The sequence below is a fragment of the Rhodothermales bacterium genome, assembly GCA_034439735.1.
GTDB lineage: Bacteria > Bacteroidota > Rhodothermia > Rhodothermales > JAHQVL01 > JAWKNW01.
The window spans coordinates 1-19,884 of the sequence record JAWXAX010000183.1 but is presented as its reverse complement, the minus strand read 5'-3'; the positions used below and the strand labels follow the sequence as shown (position 1 = coordinate 19,884).

17 protein-coding genes and 1 tRNA gene are annotated in these 19,884 nt (G+C 63.3%); 9 read left to right on the top strand and 9 right to left on the bottom strand.

The genetic code is table 11. The annotated features are described in order from the left end of the window. Positions 1–154 precede the first annotated feature (154 nt). Both SH809_13975 and SH809_13970 read left to right on the top strand, forming a co-directional pair. The gene (locus SH809_13975) at positions 155–1,312 is read left to right on the top strand and encodes a quinone-dependent dihydroorotate dehydrogenase (protein ID MDZ4700812.1); all 1,158 of its coding nucleotides are present in this window, start codon (positions 155–157) and stop codon (positions 1,310–1,312) included. Positions 1,313–1,465: 153 nt separating this feature from the next. Further along, on the top strand, positions 1,466–3,355 hold the full coding sequence (locus SH809_13970; GenBank protein MDZ4700811.1) for a long-chain fatty acid--CoA ligase: 1,890 nt from the start codon (positions 1,466–1,468) through the stop codon (positions 3,353–3,355). Between the two features lie 96 nt (positions 3,356–3,451). Here SH809_13970 and SH809_13965 read toward each other — a convergent pair. The 7 genes from SH809_13965 to SH809_13935 all read right to left on the bottom strand — a co-directional run bounded on the left by SH809_13965 (position 3,452) and on the right by SH809_13935 (position 10,572). Then, positions 3,452–3,525: transfer RNA gene (locus SH809_13965), tRNA-Pro, on the bottom strand. Positions 3,526–3,626: 101 nt separating this feature from the next. Beyond that, entirely contained in the window at positions 3,627–4,556 is a 930-nt protein-coding gene (locus SH809_13960; GenBank protein MDZ4700810.1) for a hypothetical protein, read from the bottom strand. A 10-nt stretch (positions 4,557–4,566) separates the two neighbouring features. After that, entirely contained in the window at positions 4,567–5,013 is a 447-nt protein-coding gene (locus SH809_13955; protein MDZ4700809.1) for a c-type cytochrome, read from the bottom strand. Positions 5,014–5,101: 88 nt separating this feature from the next. Beyond that, positions 5,102–5,428 carry a DUF5335 family protein gene (locus SH809_13950; GenBank protein ID MDZ4700808.1) on the bottom strand — a complete coding sequence of 109 codons (327 nt, stop codon included), beginning with the start codon at positions 5,426–5,428 and terminating at the stop codon, positions 5,102–5,104. Positions 5,429–5,564: 136 nt separating this feature from the next. After that, complete coding sequence (locus tag SH809_13945; protein MDZ4700807.1) at positions 5,565–8,243, bottom strand: cation-transporting P-type ATPase; 2,679 nt, start codon at positions 8,241–8,243, stop codon at positions 5,565–5,567. Positions 8,244–8,377: 134 nt separating this feature from the next. Beyond that, the gene (locus SH809_13940) at positions 8,378–8,881 is read right to left on the bottom strand and encodes a BCAM0308 family protein (protein ID MDZ4700806.1); all 504 of its coding nucleotides are present in this window, start codon (positions 8,879–8,881) and stop codon (positions 8,378–8,380) included. 146 nt (positions 8,882–9,027) lie between these two features. Beyond that, entirely contained in the window at positions 9,028–10,572 is a 1,545-nt protein-coding gene (locus SH809_13935; protein MDZ4700805.1) for a L,D-transpeptidase family protein, read from the bottom strand. 115 nt (positions 10,573–10,687) lie between these two features. Between SH809_13935 and SH809_13930 the strand changes: the two genes are divergently transcribed. The 6 genes from SH809_13930 (at position 10,688) to SH809_13905 (ending at position 16,309) form a co-directional block, all read left to right on the top strand. After that, positions 10,688–10,831 (top strand): hypothetical protein, encoded by a 144-nt coding sequence (locus tag SH809_13930; GenBank protein ID MDZ4700804.1) that lies wholly within the window; start codon positions 10,688–10,690, stop codon positions 10,829–10,831. Between the two features lie 87 nt (positions 10,832–10,918). Continuing rightward, entirely contained in the window at positions 10,919–12,511 is a 1,593-nt protein-coding gene (locus SH809_13925; GenBank protein ID MDZ4700803.1) for an AAA family ATPase, read from the top strand. A 147-nt stretch (positions 12,512–12,658) separates the two neighbouring features. After that, complete coding sequence (locus SH809_13920; GenBank protein MDZ4700802.1) at positions 12,659–13,501, top strand: NAD-dependent protein deacetylase; 843 nt, start codon at positions 12,659–12,661, stop codon at positions 13,499–13,501. A 135-nt stretch (positions 13,502–13,636) separates the two neighbouring features. Then, positions 13,637–14,323: a hypothetical protein gene (locus tag SH809_13915; GenBank protein MDZ4700801.1), complete on the top strand. Its 687-nt coding sequence runs from the start codon at positions 13,637–13,639 to the stop codon at positions 14,321–14,323. Between the two features lie 517 nt (positions 14,324–14,840). Next, positions 14,841–15,137 carry a HigA family addiction module antitoxin gene (locus tag SH809_13910; protein ID MDZ4700800.1) on the top strand — a complete coding sequence of 99 codons (297 nt, stop codon included), beginning with the start codon at positions 14,841–14,843 and terminating at the stop codon, positions 15,135–15,137. A gap of 302 nt (positions 15,138–15,439) precedes the next feature. Continuing rightward, the gene (locus SH809_13905; protein MDZ4700799.1) at positions 15,440–16,309 is read left to right on the top strand and encodes an NmrA/HSCARG family protein; all 870 of its coding nucleotides are present in this window, start codon (positions 15,440–15,442) and stop codon (positions 16,307–16,309) included. Between the two features lie 148 nt (positions 16,310–16,457). Here the strand turns inward: SH809_13905 and SH809_13900 are convergent, their stop codons facing one another. Then, entirely contained in the window at positions 16,458–16,991 is a 534-nt protein-coding gene (locus tag SH809_13900) for a hotdog fold domain-containing protein (protein MDZ4700798.1), read from the bottom strand. A gap of 114 nt (positions 16,992–17,105) precedes the next feature. Further along, positions 17,106–18,569 carry a Gfo/Idh/MocA family oxidoreductase gene (locus tag SH809_13895; protein ID MDZ4700797.1) on the bottom strand — a complete coding sequence of 488 codons (1,464 nt, stop codon included), beginning with the start codon at positions 18,567–18,569 and terminating at the stop codon, positions 17,106–17,108. A gap of 116 nt (positions 18,570–18,685) precedes the next feature. On the opposite strand from SH809_13895, the gene SH809_13890 reads away from it, so the two are divergent. Then, positions 18,686–19,884, top strand: a 1,199-nt coding sequence (locus SH809_13890; protein MDZ4700796.1) for a hypothetical protein, incomplete at its 3' end; no start/stop codon positions are given.

Genomic DNA, 19,884 nt, shown 5'->3' with positions numbered 1-19,884 from the left:
GCTTGAAGTGACTTGACGCTTGAAGTGACTTGACGCTTGAAGTGACTTGACGCTTGAAGTGACTTGACGCTTGAAGTGACTTGACGCTTGAAGTGACTTCCGCGACGCGTGACCGAGGCCCCACTCCCACCTACCCCCGTCGCCCAACGCTGCGATGTACGCCATTTTCCGTCCGCTCTTATTTAGACTTGACCCGGAGGTCGCGCATCTCCTGGCGAGCGGGACGGCACGTATCGCGCAGACCGTAGCCCCTTCGCTGATCGCCCCCCTCTTCGGTTTCGAGCACCCGATGCTCCAGCAGAGCCTCTGGGGGAAACCGTTTGCTAATCCGGTGGGGCTGGCGGCCGGCTTCGATAAAAACGCGCGCCTGGTGCGTTTCTGGGCGCGGGCCGGCTTCGGATACTGCGAAGTCGGGTCGGTGAGCGCCCGGGCTTGCGCCGGCAACCCCAAGCCGCGGGCGTTTCGGCTGCCGATGGACCGGGCGCTGATCAATCGGATGGGGCTGAATAACGACGGCGCCGAGGAAATCTCCCGCCGGCTCAAGAAACTCCCCCTCGAATCGCTCCCGCCGCTGGGCATCAACCTCGTCAAGACCCACGACCCCGAGATCATGGGGAATGGTGCGATCGTGGACTTCCGCCACAGCTTCCGGTTGCTGGCCGGCCTGGCGGATTATGTGGTGCTCAACATCTCCTGCCCCAATACGCTCGAGGGCAAGACCTTCGAGGATCCCGAATCTCTCCACACCCTCCTGACGGCCATCATGGCGGACCGCGAGGAGATGCGGCTGCGTGTCCCGATCCTGATCAAACTCTCCCCTACCTTCTCGCGGCACGTCGTGTACGATAGCGCCATCGAAGAAACCATCGCCGTGGCGCTCGAGCTGGGCGTGGAAGGCCTGATCGCCAACAACACCGCGTCCGACCGCGACGAACTGCGGACGCCGGCACAGGAGGTGGCACGAATCGGCCGGGGCGGCCTCAGCGGCGCGCCCCTCACCGCCCGCACGACGCGGCTGGTGCAGTACCTGCACCTCAAGACCGGGGGCAAGATTCCGATCATCGCCGTGGGCGGGATCGATTCCGCCGAGACCGCCTACGCCAACATCCGCGCCGGCGCCTCGCTGGTGCAGCTGTACACCGGGCTGGTGTATCGCGGGCCGGGTGTGGTGAAGCGCATCAACCGGGGGCTCGTTCGGCTGCTCAAGCAGGACGGCTTCGCCCACCTCCGAGACGCGATCGGGGTGGACAGCGCGTCCATGCCGGCGAACCCCGTGGCGCCGGAGGTGCTCGAGCCCGCCACGGTCGCCTGAGCGGAACTCCAGGGCGCGGGATGAATTGCCTTTAGAGCGGCAAGGCTGTAGATTCCCTGCCCAAGCCGTCCGCAACCCGATCGATTCGCTTCCCACCCGTTGCTGGAAGCGATTCCCGAGCGGCCTACTCACCGACCCCTTGCGTCTGCGCCCATGTCCGCCATCGTACCCTTCGAAACGCTACCTCAGCTCTTCGACCGCATTACACGGCTCTACGCCGGCCAGCAACGTACGGCGTTGCGGTATATGGACCGAAAGACGAAACAGTGGACCGAGATTTCGTGGGAGTCCCTGCATGCGATGGTCGAATCCATGGCCGGCTATCTGCACAAAAGCGGCATCCGGAAGGGGGATCGCGTGGCGATCCTCGCCGAGAACCGACCCGAATGGGCGGTAGTCGACCTCGCGACGCACTTCATCGGGGCGGTGAACGTCTCGCTGTACACGTCGCTGCCGGCGTCGCAGGTGGGGTATATCCTCAAGGACTCCGGCTCGTCGCTGTTCTTCGTCTCCACCGCCATCCAGCTGCGTAAGGCCGAGGAGATCTTCGACAGCTGCCCGAATCTGAAGGAAATCGTGACGATGAGCGAGATGCGGGCCGACCGGCCGGAGCACGTCCGTGCCTGGGACGCCGTAATGGCCGATGGCCAGGCGTACTGGGAAGCCCACCGTGCGGAGCTCTCCACGCTCCACGAGGCCGTGACGGCCGAAGACCTGTGCGCCCTGATCTACACGAGCGGCACGACAGGCAATCCGAAGGGCGTGATGCTGACGCACCGCAACCTGTGCTCGAATGCCATTTCGGCGCTCAACCACGTACCTTTCGGGCCGGACGACCACCATCTTTCGTTTCTCCCGCTATGCCATTCGTTCGAGCGGACGGCCGGCTACACGGCCATCATGGCGGCCGGCGCGAAGATCACGTACGCCGAGAGCATCGACACCGTGAGCCGCAATCTCGGCGAGGTAAAGCCGACCGTGATGATCTCGGTGCCGCGACTATTCGAGAAGATGTACAACCTGATCGCAAAGTCGGTAGAGGAAGGGTCGCCGCTTAAGAAGAAGATCTTTAACTGGTCGGTCAACGCGGGCAAAAAGGCCGCTCTGGCGCGCAATACGACGGGCAGCGTGGGTCCGATTCTGCGACTCCAACAGGCGATCGGGCACAAGCTCGTATTCGCTCGGCTGCACGAAAAGCTCGGCGGCAACCTGCGTTTCGCCGTTTCAGGAGGCGCAGCGCTACCGAAGGCCATCGGCGAGTTTTTTATGGCGGCCGGCGTGACCATCGTGGAGGGCTACGGCCTCACCGAAACGTCGCCCGTGCTGACGGCCAACCCGTACCGGGCGCCACGGTATGGCACTGTGGGACATGTGCTCCCCGGGGTGACCGTAGGCATCCAACATACCGGCACAAAAGCGATCATCGGCCAGCTGACCGGCGAGCAGTACCCGTCGGCGGTGACCACCGAGGAAGGCGAGATCATCGCGAAGGGGCCCAACATCATGAAGGGATACTGGAACAACCCGGAGGCGACGGCCGAAGCGATCGACGCGCAGGGCTGGTACCATACGGGAGATATCGGCAAGTTCGTCGACGGCTATCTGGTGATTACGGACCGGATCAAGCACATGATCGTGTCGGCCGGCGGGAAGAACATCTACCCGGGCCCGATCGAGGAGCAGTTCAAGACCAACGCACTAATCGACCAGGTGATGGTCGTCGGCGAGGGCCGCGAATACCTCACGGCGCTTGTGGTGCCGATGTTCGACGCGCTGAAGGTGTACGCCCGGGAGCAGAGCATCGTGTACACGACGGATGCCGAACTGCTGGCGAACGAGTCGATCAAAAAGCTATACGCAGAGACGTTCAAGACCTACTCAAAAACCGCCGCCGCGCCGGAGAAAATCCGAGACTTCCGGTTCGTCGCCGAGGCATTCACGGTGGATAACGAGATGATGACGCCGACGATGAAGCTGAAGCGGAAGGTGATCGAGGCGAAGTACAAGAACACGATCGAGCAGATGTACGGGGTGTTTGCATGAGGATTATAGCTCCAGACTATCGGGGTTAAGCGCCGAGTGTCGTCGTTTAATAACGCAAAAGCGGCCACCGACATACGTCGATGGCCGCTTTTCGTGTCGGGGTGGCGGGATTCGAACCCACGACCTCTTCGTCCCGAACGAAGCGCGCTACCGGGCTGCGCCACACCCCGAAAGTGCGCTTGATACTTCCGCGATCCCGGCGGGTTTCGTGGGGCGAGGGTTTCTGATTCGACGCGCCCCGGCCTTCCCTCGCGCCCACATTCGGACGTTATCAGGCCACCGCGACGGGTTCTTCAATCCTGGGCCGGCGCACCTCGCGCCAGGCGAGCAGCGCGAGCGTGCCGGCGCCGAGCATAGCCGCGATGGGAGAAACGATCGACCCGAGAATCGGGACGGTGCCGATGAACAGCAGCAGGATGAGGCCCACCATCGCGGCGAGGTACGGATGCCACGCTTCGTCGCTCCCCCGGATCACGCCTATCACGTAGTCGCCCAGCCGGATCCCGACGATGAGGTAGCCCAGAAAACCCAGGGACGGCAGGATGAACAGGAAAATGCCGAGCCCGACGGGCATGCCGACGACCGTCGCCATGGCTACAACAGCCAGAATCGGTAGGCCGACCCAGACGAACAGGGTGGCGAGGAGCGTCGGGCCGAAATGGCTGGTGAGCGCATCGCCGGCACGGCGCGAGCCCCGAGGCGCCACCGCCGCCATCACCAGGCCAGAGAACAGCACCGTTAACATGGAGCCGAGCGCAAACAGCAGCCCGAAGACCAGCAACCCGCGTCCGAGCCGCGTGCCGCTGTCGTAGAGCACCTCGCCCCCGACGACTGCCCCATCGGCGCGGACCAATTCGGCATTCACCAGATGGATATTGCCGGACACCCGAACGCTGTCATCCAGCAAGGCTTCGCCCTGTACCACCACCAACTCACCCACCTGTGCCCCGTGGAGCCGGGCCGTGCCCTCGACGACGACCACCAGTTCGGCCTCGCCGAAGACATCCACATCCCCCCGGATCACCAGCACCGCGGCCTCGCGCTGGCCGGCCGGCACCTCCACGTCGCCCATCACCCGGATCATGACCTTGTCCAGATCCACATCCTCCTGCGCCCGGGCGACGCTCGAAATAGACAGACTCATCGCGACGATGAGCGCCATCGCGAGGCGCAACGTTTCACAACCTCCTGTCCGCTTCATGGTCTCTCCTCTACTCGGTTTGGATGGACCGCAGGTACTCGATCAACTCGTTGATACGACGTTCGACCATCTCGCGGCGTACGGGCCTCCCGTCCTTTTCACTCCAGATGTTGCCCCATACCGGCATCTCTCGGGTACCGTGTGCGCCGACCTTCTCATTACCTTCGATCATGCTGTATAATTCGTCCACAGGAAACCGGCCGGAATATTTCTCGCTGAGCTGCGTCAGATCCGACGCCGGGACAGCCAGCAGATGGGAGGCCGGACCGACTCCTCTCGCATCGGAGCCGTGGCAACTGGCACACGACTGCTCGAACGTAACCTGCCCCTTTGCCAGGAAATTTTCGTCGCCGGCGTCCATCGCCTTCCGGCGTGCACATCCCGGCATGACGATCAGCGCCAGCACCACCCACATACTCGAAACACGAAGTACCAGGAAAGACGTCGATTTCATCATGATATCCTCGCGGCGACCACCCCTACGCATCCAGCGTGTTCGCGGCCACCCCGTTTGTTTGGGAGAAATCCTGGCGTGATCGCCCGGCCTATCGTAGTTCAATGATCTCCTTGATGCCGTCCTTACGGATGATCTCCAGCGTCGTGAGCACGCCGTCGGGCGTTTCATCGACATAAATCTCCTCGGGTTGATAGACGAGGTGATCCAGGTGCTCGACATTCACCTCAAGCAGGTCGTCCTTATCGTCGTAGGTGATGCCTCCAAGCGGCAACCAACTCGTTTCGGGCTGAGCGCCGACCTCCGGGGAAAAGACCCGGATCTCGGCGTAGTCCGTGCGCTCATGGTGCATGTAGGACTTCGAAAGACCGTTGAAATAGGCCTTCCAGGATTTTTTTTCGAGTTTCTTGATCGACATAGCGAACCTCGTTCGGATTTTTGCTGGACACGCGTCGCGGGTTTTCACGGCGGTAGTCCATCACCCATTAATATGCACCGTCGCCCGGGTCCATCTCGTAAGCGGCGCCCCTACCGAAACCTGCGATTCTTGCTCATCATGATGTAGGGTGGACGCTTACACGAGCCCGCAGGGCGTGCCGCGCCTGGCCCGCGACGAGGGGCACGAGGCTCATTCCAAGCACCACCCCCCAGCCGGCGAGCCCCGGCGGCGCCACCTTCAATGCGGCGGCGATGGGCGGGATGTAAACGGCCGCGAGGGTCAGCCCCGAACACAGGGCGAGGGCGGCCCAGACGTACGGGTTCCGCGTCACCTCGTTGCGCAGCGCACTCGTGCCTGTTTCGCGCATATTAAAGACATGCCAGAGCTGGGCGAAGGCCAGGGTGAGGAAGGATATGGTGACCGCCTCCTGCTCGGGGAGCCCCAGGCCGCGCTGGGCGACTTCGAGCGCCCCGATGACGGCCAGCGTAAACGCGACCCCGTAAAACGCGATCGCCTGCCAGTCGGCCCGGACCAGCACCGGCTCGGCCGGGTCGCGGGGTTTCCGGCGCATGAGGTTGTCCGCGCCGGCGCCGAGGCCCAGGGCGAGGGCAGGAAAGACATCGGTGACCAGGTTGAGAAACAGGATCTGTAGGGGAAGGATGGGCAGGGTGCCCCCGACCATCGCGGCGAGGCCGACCACCATCACCTCGCTCACATTACACGACAGAAGATAGCGGACGAATTTCCGTATGTTCTCGAAGATGGCGCGCCCCTCTTCGATGGCGGCGACGATCGTCGAAAACGCGTCGTCCTTCAGCACCATGCCGGCGGCTTCCTGGGCCACCTGGGTGCCCCGTAGCCCCATCGCCACGCCGATATCGGCCTTTTTGAGGGCCGGCGCGTCGTTGACGCCGTCGCCCGTCATCGCCACGATCCGGCCGGCGTGCTGGTGCAGTTCGATGAGATCGAGCTTCTGCCTCGGGCTCACGCGGGCAAAGAGGCGGGCGTTGAGCAGGCGGGCGCGCAGCGCGTCGTCCATCCTATCGAGTGGTGGGATGTCCGTCCCGTTGATCACTTCGGCCCCGGGCTCAACCAGGCCCACCGCCACGCCGATGCGCTGCGCCGTGACGGGCTGATCGCCGGTGACCATGACGACCTCGATGCCAGCGCGTCGGCAGGCGACGAGGGCGTCGCGGACCTCCTCGCGGGGAGGATCCGTCAGTCCCAGAAGCCCGACGAAGGTGAGGCGTTCGTACGGGGCCTCGTCCGGCTGCTCCGCCTCGCGCCGGGCGACGGCGAGCACGCGGAAGCCGGCGGTGGCCATCGCTTCGTTGCGGGCCTGCCATTGGCGCCGGCGCTCGTCGGTGAGGGGCTCGGCGCCATCTGCCGCTAACACGTGCGTCGCGGCTTGCAACACGGCCTCTGGGGCGCCTTTTACGGCGACACGGAATCCGCCCTCCCGTGCGTGGAACGTGGCCATCATCTTCACATCCGGATCGAACGCCTCTTCGGCCACCTCGGGCCATTCGGCGACAAGGGCCTCCCGGTGGAGGTCGACGGCGACGCCGGCCTGGAGCAGCGCCACCTCCAGCGGATCGCCCGTCGCGGCGCTTATGTCCATCACCGACGCATTGTTGCACAACACCCCGATGGTGAGGGCTTCGCGGACGAGCGCGTCGGGCGCGGCGGCGGGGAGATCCATGTCTCCGGTCGCGACGGCTACCCGGGTAAGCGTCATCCGGTTCTCGGTGAGCGTCCCCGTTTTATCCGTGCAGATGATACCCGTCGCGCCGAGGGTTTCGACCGACGAGAGCCGGCGGACGAGCGCATTTCGTCGCGCCATCCGTCGCAGGCCGCGGGCGAGCGCAATTGTCGCGACCACAGGCAGCCCCTCGGGGATGGCGGCCACAGCCAGGGCGATCCCGGTTTCGATCATCAGCAGGATCGGCTTGCCCATCACGGCGCCGGCGACCGTCACGAATACGGTGATCACCAGGGTGATCCAGATGAGCCGGCGGGCGAGCAGCGCGAGCCGCTTCTCCAGCGGAGTGGCTTCCTCGCCGGTCTCCGCCACCAGCTTCGTGATCGCGCCCAGCTCGGTCGCCATCCCGGTCGCCGTCGCCACGGCGTGACCCGAGCCGCGGGTCAGCGAGGTGCCTTTATACAGCATGGACCGACGGTCGGCCAGGGGGGCCGCCGGCTCGGTGGCCTCGGCCCCTTTGCTCACCGGCACGCTTTCGCCTGTCAGCGCCGACTCGTCCGCCTGGAGCTTGGAGCTGGTGAGGATCCGCAGGTCGGCCGTCACGACATCCCCTCCCTCGAGCACCACGATCTCGCCGGGTACGATGTCCTCCGCCGGCACCTCCACGATCCGTCCACCCCGTCGGACCCGGGTAGTGACGGTGCCCATGGCGAAGAGCGCCTCCATCGAGCGCACGGCCCGCCACTCGGTGAAGAACCCGATGGCGGTATTGAGGACGATGACGACCAGCACCGCTCCGGCCTCCAGCGTCTCGCCAAAGGCGTAGGCCACGCCGGCCGCCGCCGCCAGCAGGGCCATGATGAGGCTCTTGAACTGCTCCAACAGGATGCCCCAGGCGCTCCGCCGCCGGTGCGCCGTCAGGCGATTGGGGCCGTGACGGAGCCGACGCGAAGCCGCCTCGGCTTCGGACAGGCCGTGGTCGACGGCCACGTCGAAAGCATGCGCCACGGCGCCAGCGGATAACGCCCAGGGCGTATCCACCGGCGCCGTCGGGCGCAACGGACGATCAGGTGCGATGTCGATTTCGGACACAGTTTGGGACTCTGTATCGGGCACAGATTCGGGCACAGATTCGGGCACAGTATCAGATACAGTGGGGCTCGGCAAGCCGGTTGACCTCATTCAGTCATGGATACATACGCCAGGAAGTGGATGAAATTCCAGCGTCAACGCTCCCAGACCACGCGGATGGTGTTCGACCCTTCCCCGAATTCGATCTTCAGTTCGCCGCCGTACGCGCTTGCGAGCGCCGAGCCGATGCGGCGGGCGAGATGAATGCCGGTCGTCGTAATGTCAGTCTGATCTCCCTTTTCAGAAACGCCCATGAGTCGTTCAAGCGGATGTTCGCCTTTTTCGGCCGCTTCAGTATTCCGAATCAGGCCGAGCACCTCGTCGCGGTGCAGCGGTAGAAACGACCCGCGCAGAGCGATCATCCCGGCCGGGTAACCATCGGCGATCCGCTGGCAGGCGGGACACGTGACCTCGTGGACGCTCATCGGCGCCGGGTTCCACGTCCACCGCCCTGCTGTGTACACGGCGCCGCACGTGCGGCAAGCGGTCGGCTCCAGCCATTTCTTGCGTTCGAGGTAGGTATCGTGACGATTGTCTTTGAACCGCTCGCGCTGCCCCATCGTCCCTTTTTTGCGGCTATCGTTCTTCGCTCTTTCCATCGTCGTCACCGTGATTGGTGCGTGGGCGGCACGCCGGACGGAGGGCCACCCGAATACAGGGTAACCCACCTGGGGCCGTCTTCCCCACAGCGGAATACCGGTCCGCCTGTGGGCAACCTGCTTGCCGGCCTGTAGGACGATTCCGGTCACAGTCGGTCCAGCAGGCGTCCGAGCGTGGCGTCGTGACCGTACCGATCCTCGCGCAGGTGGAGGAGGCCGGCATCGTCCACCCAGGCGGTGAGGTAGATCACAAAGATGGGAATCGGATCGACGATCGTCACCGGGGTTTCGATCCACCGTGCGATGGTCGTCTCGATCCGCTCACGCGACCACAGGTTTTCATCTCCCAGCACGTACTCGGCGAGGGCCAGAGGGTCGCCGAGCCGCACACATCCGTGGCTGAAGGTACAGCTGACCGACGCGAAGCGCCGGCGATCCGGGGTATCGTGGAGGCCGATATCGTACGGGTTGGCGACGCTGAACTTGATGCGTCCGAGCGGATTCGAAGGGCCGGGCTCCTGGCGGATGACGCCTGACGGCAACACAGACATCTGATGGCGGTCGAGATACGTCGAATCCGCCCTTGTGGCGGGCAAAATCTCATTTTCCGCGATGCTGGCCGGCACATACCAGGTGGGCGCAAGGACAAGTCCTGTGATGGTGGCGTTAAAAACCGGCGTGCGCGTGTCCGTCGCGCCGACAATGGCCTGCATTTCCAGCACGACCTGTCCATCCTCTACCACGGCGAGCCGGCAGCCGGCGATGTTGACGACCACGAATCGGCCGGTCCACAATGCAGGCATCCACCGCAGACGTTCCAGATTCAGTTCCACCTGATGCATTCGCGCCGTCGGCGGGACATTCAGGGCCGCCCGAGTGGCGCGGCCGACCACGCCGTCCGGCACGAGGCCGTGCCGGCGCTGGAATTGGATCACGGCATGCCGCAGCGTCGAGTCGAACAGGGCCTCCGGTCCTCGTGCGAGCGTCGCTTCAGGTAGATCGCCGAAGGCTGTAAGTTGGTCACGCAACACAGCTACTGAGGGGTCCATCGCGCCGAACTCAAAGGCGACCGTAGCCGGTAACACGGGCCATGGGCCCCGGTCGTTGAGCCGGCGGAGGCGGACCAGCGCTTCCTGCAACCGCAGATAGCCCGGCGTCCGCGGCGCGATGCGGGGCACGAGGGATCGGATCGAGCGCTGCTCGACAGCCAACGCGAGTTCCGCCGCCAGATCGCGGCTCCGCGGCAAGGCCCGCCAACCTGGATGGATCATACGCGGATCGACCTTGCCGCGCAGCAGTGCACGGGCATAGCGCAGCATCGCCTCTGTGAGCGCGACTTCGAAGCGCGCGGCGTCTGCCGGCGCCAGAGCATCGACTGCTGCCAACCTATCGGCCAGAGGACTGTATCCGAACGCCGCGGGGTCGAGACCGTGCTCCACCGCCGCTCCCATCACCGCAATCGCCGAGTCGGCCGCGGCTGTTGGCCGGCCGGCGGCGATCCACGCAGGCGCATATCCGCGCCGTTCGTAAAATGAACTGAGCGTCGAGTCCTCAAACGCCTCCCGCCCGATCGCCAACAGGTCGTTAAGCGACTGGCCGACTGCAGCCGGCGCCAGGACACACGCGGCAGCGAGAACAAGTGTCGCTGACCATCGTGCTGTTCCGCGTGCGTTTCGGCTCGTCGTCCGCATCGTCTTCACCCGGTGAACGCTGAGAGGTCTTCCGTAAATCTAGGCAAAGTCGGCGTGTCTCGTTGTAAGGAGTAATCCGATCTCCCGAACGGGCGCCTCCCGTCATATCTCCCCATTGATTCCTGTATCCTGCCCCGTACTCGGCACCCTCGCTATCTCGGGCATCGGCATGACGCTGCTCTCGGCCCTCGGCTTCCTGCCTGCGTTGCTGACGCGGCGAGAAGGGATAACGCAGAACCTGGCTCGATCGAACAGGTAGAGCACTAACGTGTTTTCTCCAAACTCCGGACCCCGACCGCTCGCGAAGCGAGCGCATGACCCTGGCCCGGACATCCCGCCTGCACCTATGCCCTCAGACCGCGAGCGCAGCGAGCCTCCCGAACTCATCCGTTTCCTTGGCGACCCCGCCTCCTACCCGCATCGGCCGGCGACCGTGCGTATCATCCAGACGCACATCTCGATCGTCGCCATTGCATCGCCGTTTGTCTACAAAGTCAAAAAAGCCGTCGATTTCGGGTTTCTGGATTTTTCCACGCTGGAGAAACGCCGGCATTTCTGCGAGGAAGAGGTGCGTTTAAACCGCCGGCTCTGCGCCCGGATCTACGACGGGGTCGTTCCGATCCGTCAGGTCGAGGGCCGCCTGGCCTTTGGCGGCGAGGGCGAGATCGTCGACTACGCCGTCCGCATGCATGAACTTGACGAGCGTTATTTCCTCCATCACCTTCTCGCCGCCGGCGCCCTGAGGGCGCGGCATATCGACCGCGTGGTCGGGGCCCTTTCGGTCTTCTATCACCGGCTATCCTCGATCCCTGATCAATCGGCCTGGGGGCGTGTCGAGGCGCTTCGGATCAGCACCGACGAGAATTTCGCACAGACGGCCCGTTTTGCCGGCAACCTCATCAGCCAGCCGGCCTACGAGACGATTCGGGCATACGTCGATCAGTTTTACGTCTCCCGAGCCGGGTTGCTCGAGCAGCGCCGGCGGGAAGGGCGGATCGTCGATGCCCACGGCGACCTTCGGCTCGAGCATATCCACGCCGATCGCGATGGGCTGTGCATCTACGATTGTATCGAGTTCAGCGAGCGCCTTCGCACCATCGATACCGCCAGCGATATCGCCTTTCTGGCGATGGACCTGGATTATGCCGGCTGCCACGACCTCGCCCGGTACTTCGTGACCGAGATGGCCCGAGCACTCGACGACTCGACGCTCGACGGAGTGATTGATTTCTACGCCTGCTACCGGGCATACGTACGCGCCAAGGTCGAAAGCCTGCGCAGCGAAGACAGGGAGATACTCGAAAAAGAGTGCACTAAAAGTCGCGACCGGGCGAAGCGGTATTATCAGCTGGCGCTGAGGTATGCCCTCTTCGGCGCCGGGCCGGCGGTTGTGGTGGTCATGGGGCGGATCGGGGTCGGTAAAAGTACACTGGCCGGCGCGCTGGGTGAAGCGCTGGGGTGGGAGGTTGTTTCATCGGACCGGCTCCGTAAGGAGCAGGCCGGGCTGCCACTCTTCGAACGCGCATCATCCGAGACACGATCCTGGCTGTACACCCCGCACCGGACCGAGGCCGTGTATGCCGCGCTGCGCGAGCGGGCGGTGGAACGGGTCCGCCTGGGTGCCGGGATCGTGCTGGACGCCACCTTTGGCCGACGCGCCGAGCGCGAGGCACTACGACGCACCCTGCCGGCCCGGGCGCCGGTCTATTTCCTCGAGGCCGTCGCCAGCGACGACATCATTCGCCACCGGCTGGAGGCCCGGTCCGCGGATGCTGGTGTGATTTCCGACGCCCGTCTGGAGGACATGGCCGCACTCAGCGCACGGTACGAAGCGACGGAGGCCGACGAGGCGCCGTCCGTGATACGGATTGCAACGGACGAGCCTCCCGAGAAAGTGGTTGAGCACGCACTTCGTAAACTATTGCGACCCTATAAATAACACTTTATATCAACCCCTAAAACTCAGTGTAATGCTCCAGAACTCCCTACTGGGGTTGCAGGGAAATCACACCAGCTACACGGTTTGGCGCATGGAAATCCGGAGCAGACATTCTATCTTGGCGGACTGCATTCATGTAGTTCAGCCATGCTTATTCATAGAAACGATACCGCCGTCGATGACCTGATCGGGTTGATGCGCGGCCGGCGAACGCTCGTTCTGACGGGCGCCGGTTGCAGCACCGAATCGGGCATTCCGGATTACAGGGGCCCCCAGACCCGGCTCAAGGCGCGTAATCCGATTCAGTATCGCGCGTTTATCTCGGATCCGCTGGCCCGCGCCCGGTACTGGGCGCGAAGCCTCGCCGGCTGGCCGACCATCGCCTTGGCGCGGCCACACGACGGGCATTATGCCCTGGCGCGGCTGGAGGCGGCGGGCGTCGTCTCCGGCGTCATCACCCAGAACGTGGATCGACTCCACCAGGCTGGCGGCAACCGGACCGTCGTCGAGCTTCACGGTGCGTTGGAAGAAGTGCTTTGCCTCGGCTGCGGCGGCCTCACGCGGCGCGATGCCATGCAGCAGCGGCTGCTCGCCCTGAACCCGGGTTGGGATACGAAATCGGTGGACGCGGCGCCGGACGGCGACGCCGAGATCGACTACCGGCCGTACACCCACTTCCATGTACCGGCGTGTAGCAGCTGCGGCGGAACGCTCAAGCCGAATGTCATCTTCTTTGGCGAAAACGTACCCGGCGATCGGGTCGCGGAGGCCTGGCGGCTTTATGACCAGGCGGAGGCGCTGCTCGTCATCGGCTCGTCGCTCGCCGTCTACTCGGGGTACCGATTCGTGCTACGGGCCTCGAAGGACCAGCGGCCGATCGGTATCCTCAACCTCGGCGATTCGCGTGGAGATACGCTCACCGGATGCCTGGTACGCGAAGCCTTTGGCCGGGCGATGCCACGAGTCGCGGAATCGCTACTCATCGCGTAGTCGCCATCTGTTGTGTCATCCTTCCGGACCATTCTGCTTGCGTTCTCATTCCTGCTTCTGACCTCGGGCTGTACAGAGCCGCAAGATCCCATACGGCGATCGGAGCGGCCGGCGGAGATCCATCCGCTGGAAGCCATGAAGCAATCGGACTGCTTCTCGTGCCACGGGATCACGGAGACATCCATCGGCCCCTCCTACACCCGGATCGCAAGGCGCTACCTGGGGCGTACCGACATACGGAGCACGCTTGTCGGCAAAGTCATGGAAGGCGGCGGCGGGCTCTGGGGCAGCGCCCAGATGAGCCGGCACCCGTTCTTGAAGGCAGAAGACGTCGGGCGGATGGTGGACTGGGTGCTGGCAACTCACGACCGTGACTCGTTGCTGCGAGGGTGGTACGCCACGACCGAAACGCTGCCACCGGACCCTACCGGCCCGCTCCGCCTCCTGCTTTACGCGCCAGATGCCGGCCTGCTCGTTCCGCCACGCTTCGAAAGCCCGGCCGCGACCCTTCGGTTTGCCGGCGCCGACATCGCCCGTCTATCCCCTTTGCCTATGCACCTCATCGTCGATGGCGCCCTGTCGATCCCGACCGCCGGCAAGTACTTCTTCCGCATAAAAGGAGCGCTAACCGGGCAATTCACCATCGACGACCAGATCGTCATCACCTCGCTGGAGAGTGACCAGGAGACGCTGATCCATCTCGCCGCCGGCGCCCATCCGTTCCAGCTCGAACTCCCCGTCCGCTCACCGAATGACCTCCTGGCGCTGGAGTGGATCCCTCCGGATAGTTTGTTTTATGGCCTTGTCCCCGCGGCGTGGTAGAGGTCAAATCGATACCTATCAACATGTTGGGTACAATGGATGTGTGGCGCCATCTCCTGACGGATGAAAGCGTGTCCTCAGACGAGGAGCCGGATCAAATCAACACGTTTGAGGCCAGATAGCGATCACCCGATTTCATTTCTGCCCGGGGTTTTATGCACTATTTTTCCGACTACTTCAAGCCCAGTGACAGACAAGTTCCCACAAAGGGAACATTGTGCCGCGAATTGTGTAGCCTCCATGATCAAGACATTCAAGGACCCGGAAACAGAACGGATATTTGCTGGCCTCACATCGAAACGACTGCCTGCTGATATCCAGACCAGAGCCCTGCGTAAATTGAGAATGATTGATCAATCGACATGCGTTGAGGATCTGAGAATGCCCCCCGGTAACCGCTTTGAAGCACTCCTCGGAGATCGGGCGGGTTCTTTTAGCATACGAATCAACGACAAGTGGCGAATCTGTTTCTTATGGGATGGTAGCGACGCTTACGATGTAGAAATCACAAATCACTATGGACGCTGAACGTATTTCAGTCGAACACCCGGGAATTATCCTCAAAGAAGAGTTCCTGGATCCGCTCGGCCTCACCCAGCACAAACTGGCCGAGGCATCCGGCATCCCCAAAGGGCGTATCTCCGAGATCATCCACGGAAAGCGCGCCATTACGGCCGAAACCGGTATCCGCCTGTCACGCGCTTTGGGGCTTTCGGATGGGTATTTTTATGGTTTACAGACCGACTACGATGTCCGGCTCGCCCAGCGTGCTTTCGCCGAACTCGGCGTAGACATTGTCTCGGTGGTTACATAAATAAACCTGCGCAATGCCATGCGTCCGGCTCGACTCGTTTTTTTCCTCGGTTTGATTCTGCTGTGCGGCTCGGTGCCACACGCCGTTGCACAGTCCTCGAAAAGTCGATGTACGGATCACGTCGAGCGGGCTGGATTTACTGAAGATCGTGGACCCTCTCGTTGGCGCCACCGGTCGTGAGCTTGCAAACCGGCTGACCAAAGACGAAGCCGGCATCCTCAACCTGCTCCTCGACAAGGTGCGCGGGTAATTTTTTTCCACAGATTCATGTACATACATGAATCGTATACACACAAAATGATATGCCCTCATCCTCCCATGTACTCGTAACAGGCGTTACCGGCCAGCAGGGTGGCTCTGTCGCCAACGCCCTTCTTGCAAGAGGCCATCGTGTCCGGGGCCTCACCCGAAATACCGGCGCCCCGACCGCCGCGCACTTCGCCGCCAGGGGTGCCGAACTGATGGCCGGGGATTTCACGGATAGTGGCTCACTCGACCGCGCCATGGCGGGCATCGATGCCATCTACGCCATGACGACGCCTTTCGAAGCCGGCGAAGACGCCGAGACGGCACAGGGCATCGCGTTGATCGAGGCGGCGAAACGAGCCGGCGTCAAGCACTTTGTATACAGTTCGGTGGCAAGCGCCGATCTGAAAACCGGCATTCCCCACTTCGATAGTAAGTTTCGTGTGGAGGAAGTCCTGGCCGCATCCGGTGTTCCGTACACAATCAGCGCACCGGTTTTCTTTATGGAGAACCTCCTCGCGCCCTGGCTACTACCCGGGATCATGGGCGGAACACTTGCCATGGCCATGCCCGGGGATCGTCCTCTTCAGCAAATCGCCGTCGCCGACATCGGCGCGTTCGCGGCCGTTCTGATCGAGCGCGGCGAGCGCGTTTTCGGGAAACGGTTCAACATTGCCGGCGACGAACTGACCAACAGCGACGTGGCCGCGATCCTGTCCCGGAAGCTGGGACGCCCTATCGTGTACCAGGGCTTTCCTCCTGATGCGCTACGGGCCCAGAGCGAGGATATGGCCATCATGTTCGAATGGTTCGCGACAACGGGGTATTCGGCCGATCTCAACGCGTTGCGGCGGGAGTTCGGTGACGTGTCCTGGCAGGACTTCAAGACCTGGGCGAGCCATCTTGATCTCGACCAAACCGCCTAGATTTCCGAGCCGCAGTTTCCTTATTCGGTACCTGATGAAGAGTGCGTTGCACTCCCCAGGCCAATGCAGCCGGGTAGACCAGTCGCAGAATGATAGAGGGGGACGGTGCCAGGGTGGCTACCGTCCCCCTGTCAAAACATGCTGACCATCAGTTTAGCCCCACCTGCCCAAACGGGGTGTCGAGAAAAGTCGCGAACGCGTCAAACGCCGGCGGCGTTTCTTCCGGCGCAGCCGGCTGGCTCTCGCCGGGCGTGCCCACCTCTTCCTCGGCCATGGCGACCGGGCCCGGGCTGTAGGTGCCGTAGCCGACGGCCAGCACGCGGCCATTGCCATCGGTGAGCACGGCGTTGACGGTGAACAACTGAGGCCGTGCGTGTACGACTTGTGCGGCCGCCTGAAGCTCACCCGCCCCTACCATCTGCGTCACATAGTAGTTAAACGAGGAGATGGTGACGAATTGTCCTTCGACGAGCGAACCGGCCGCCAGCATGGCGGCATCGGAAAGCAGTTTATGGTACACCGTCGGGTCCACGCGGCCGCTGGCGTCGAGGTCGCGTTCCACAACCGGGTGGGTAGCCTGAGCCCGGCCGGCGCCGACATTCACTTCATCATCCGCATAAAAGCTGGATGGTGCGGTGCGGTGGAGCCGGCTGAGTCGTTCAAAATGGCGCTGATTGAGCATCCTTCTTTCGAGCGGTAAGGCCCGGTTTGGTTGGTACTGCACGTACCTCAACGAAAAACCGTACCAGCTTCGTTTTCCTGCCATTGTGACAGGGAAGCCCTACAAAAGCCCTCGTTACGGCATTGGCACGGGCTGCACGTGCGACGGCATGGCGGCGTAGTCCGGATACCCGATGTCGCGCACGAGGTCCGCCACGCGCACCTCGGCCCGGGTGTCGAAGCTCGTGTTGGCGGCGATGCCGGTGAGGATCGAGTAGGCGCCGGCGCGGTGATCTGCCGCGCGTTTGTATTTATCCACTTTTTTCTCCGGGAGGAAGATGTCGTCCAGCATGACGTCGTCCCCGCCGCCGTGGCCACCTTCGCCCGTCCAGGGTTCATGTTCGATCGGCGCGCCGCGCAACGGGATCACCCGGGTGGTCACGCCACCCTCCTCGATGCCGCCCTGGACGGTGTCGGTCCCGTTGACATAGATGGCCTCGACGACGCGGTGCTCAAGCCGGCCCTTCGTCCCGTTGAAGTTGATTGCGTACCCTTCCCAGGCATTAAACGCGTTGAGAGAGTACGACATGTGGACGCCGTTGTCGTAGGCCACGGCGAGCGACATCGTGTCCTCGATGTCGATATCCGGCCGGAAGACACAGCGGTCGCGGAAGTACCCATCGTACTGCTCGTTGTCCAGGTAAAGCGCTTTGAGTCCCCGATTGGCCGCGAGGTCCATGTGAAACCCGCAGGCGGCTTTTTCGGGGCAGGTGAGGCAGCGTTCGTGGTGGCTCTGGAGGCCGAGGCGCTGGGCCATGGCCGGCGTGTAGAAGTCCCGCTTACCCGTGGCCATCACCGACACCGGGATCGCGGAGAGCCACCAGTTGACGAGGTCGAAGTGATGGGTCGACTTGTGCACCATCAGGCCGCCCGAGTGCCGCTTGTTGGCGTGCCAGCGCCGGAAGTAGTCGGCCCCGTGGTGCGTGTTGAGCAGCCAGTGGAAATCAACCGACAACAGGTCTCCGATGGCGCCGCTCATGAGGAGGTCCTTGACTTGCGTGCGCGGCGGCGAGTAGCGGTAGTTAAACGTCACCGTGCACTTTTTCCCTGTCCGGTGCCGGGCGTCGATGATCTGCTGGCACTTTTCAGCGTCGATCGTCATCGGCTTCTCCGTGATCACGTCGCACCCCAACTCCATCGCGCGGACGACATACTGGTGGTGCGTGCCATCGACCGACGTCACGATCACGACATCGGGCTGCGTCTGTTCGATCATCCGATCGAAATCGCGTGCGTCGAAACCGGGGATGTCCTTCCCCGTGGCGGCCTTGCCGGCCGCCTGCGTCAGCCGCAGCCGGCCCTCGTTCACATCCGCCAGCCCCACCATCTCGGCATGTTCGGCATACGTTTGGAAGATGGCGCGCTGGTACATCTGCGAACGCGAGCCCGTGCCCACATTGGCGTACCGCACCTTATTTTTGAGCCCGACCAGGCCAGGAGACAGCGGCCCGCCGCCGAGTAGCAGGCCCGTCCCTGCCACCGCTGTTGTCTTGACAAAGTCGCGGCGGTTCAGCGTGTCTGGGGGCATCGATTTCTGCATGGCTGTCGAGCGGTTACGGATGGATTGGGTAGCGTGGATGACGTATTCTATCGAATCGATACGTGACGCGCAACTCGATGACCTCGCCGGCCCCCGCCCGCTCGCCCTTTGCTGCCATGAACCGATTTCTGATCTACGTGGCCTTGATCGCCGCCGGCTGCCGGCCGGACCCGACGGCCTCGCCAGGTGTCTTTCGCGCCGGGGCGTCCGTACGTGATATCACTCCATCACTCGGCGAGTCGTACACAGACCTCAACGGCAATAACCGATGGGAGGATGATGAGCCGTTCACCGACCCCAACGGCAACATGGTCTTCGAGCCGCTCTGGCTGGCCAACGACCAGCGCCGACCGGCGCTTTCGGTCCACGACCCACTCGCGGCTTCCGTCGTCGTCTTCGAAGCCGGCGGCGTCCGCATCGGGATGGTCGGGCTCGATTCCTTCGGGCACGGCCGCCAGGAACTCCAGAAGATCCGGCAGGACCCCGGCTTCCGGTCGACCCGCATCGACCTGCTCGTCCTCGGCTCGTCCCACACCCACGAAGGACCCGACGTGCTCGGGATATACGGCCCGTCCACTCTGGAATCGGGGGTGGATACTCTGTACCTCGCCCGCGTCCGTGAGGAGATTATCGGGGCGCTGCAGGAGGCGGTGGCCCGGCTCCGGCCGGCGACTCTCGAAAGCGAGATGGTCCGCACCGGGCTCGACACCTACCAGGTGGACCAGCGCGACCCGATCATCATCGACGACCGCCTCGCGGCCCTGCGCTTCCGGGATCGCGAAAGCGGTCGCGTCATCGCCACGCTCCTCAACTGGGCCAGCCACCCGGAACAGGTGATCAACGGATCCAGCGTCAGCGCCGATTTCGTGGGGGCCTGGCGAACCGCCCAGCTGGCGCTCTACCCGGACGCCGCTCCGGTCTTTTTCCAGGGTGCCCTTGGCGGCCAGATCGGCTCAAATAACATCGCTTTTTCGCACGAGGGCGTCGCCTACGACCGCTGTGGGGACTGCAGCTACGAAAAAGCCGGCGCCCTTGGCGCCATCCTCAGCCGGCTCACCGAGCAGACGTTGATCGCCGCCACACCCGAAACACCGGCTACCATCGTCCACCGCTCCCGAGAGGTGCTGCTACCGGTCGATAATGTAGGCTTCAGACAACTTATCGAGGCCGGCGTGCTGGATCGCTCGCTGGAGCCGGCCGGCGACGAGACCTTCCTTCGCTCCGAGATGATCTATCTTCAGATAGGCCGCGTCGCGATGCTGTCCGTGCCCGGTGAACTCCACCCGGAGCTCGCCATTGGCGGATACGACGGGAG

Excerpts from the sequence above, each read along its gene's own strand:
- SH809_13960 (MDZ4700810.1), bottom strand. The coding sequence starts at position 4,556 with ATGAAGCGGACAGGAGGTTGTGAAACGTTGCGCCTCGCGATGGCGCTC.
- SH809_13955 (MDZ4700809.1), bottom strand. The coding sequence starts at position 5,013 with ATGATGAAATCGACGTCTTTCCTGGTACTTCGTGTTTCGAGTATGTGG.
- SH809_13905 (MDZ4700799.1), top strand. The coding sequence starts at position 15,440 with ATGCCCTCATCCTCCCATGTACTCGTAACAGGCGTTACCGGCCAGCAG.
- SH809_13920 (MDZ4700802.1), top strand. The coding sequence starts at position 12,659 with ATGCTTATTCATAGAAACGATACCGCCGTCGATGACCTGATCGGGTTG.
- SH809_13910 (MDZ4700800.1), top strand. The coding sequence starts at position 14,841 with ATGGACGCTGAACGTATTTCAGTCGAACACCCGGGAATTATCCTCAAA.
- SH809_13950 (MDZ4700808.1), bottom strand. The coding sequence starts at position 5,428 with ATGTCGATCAAGAAACTCGAAAAAAAATCCTGGAAGGCCTATTTCAAC.
- SH809_13970 (MDZ4700811.1), top strand. The coding sequence starts at position 1,466 with ATGTCCGCCATCGTACCCTTCGAAACGCTACCTCAGCTCTTCGACCGC.
- SH809_13915 (MDZ4700801.1), top strand. The coding sequence starts at position 13,637 with ATGAAGCAATCGGACTGCTTCTCGTGCCACGGGATCACGGAGACATCC.
- SH809_13925 (MDZ4700803.1), top strand. The coding sequence starts at position 10,919 with ATGCCCTCAGACCGCGAGCGCAGCGAGCCTCCCGAACTCATCCGTTTC.
- SH809_13895 (MDZ4700797.1), bottom strand. The coding sequence starts at position 18,569 with ATGCAGAAATCGATGCCCCCAGACACGCTGAACCGCCGCGACTTTGTC.
- SH809_13900 (MDZ4700798.1), bottom strand. The coding sequence starts at position 16,991 with ATGCTCAATCAGCGCCATTTTGAACGACTCAGCCGGCTCCACCGCACC.
- SH809_13935 (MDZ4700805.1), bottom strand. The coding sequence starts at position 10,572 with ATGCGGACGACGAGCCGAAACGCACGCGGAACAGCACGATGGTCAGCG.
- SH809_13940 (MDZ4700806.1), bottom strand. The coding sequence starts at position 8,881 with ATGGAAAGAGCGAAGAACGATAGCCGCAAAAAAGGGACGATGGGGCAG.
- SH809_13975 (MDZ4700812.1), top strand. The coding sequence starts at position 155 with ATGTACGCCATTTTCCGTCCGCTCTTATTTAGACTTGACCCGGAGGTC.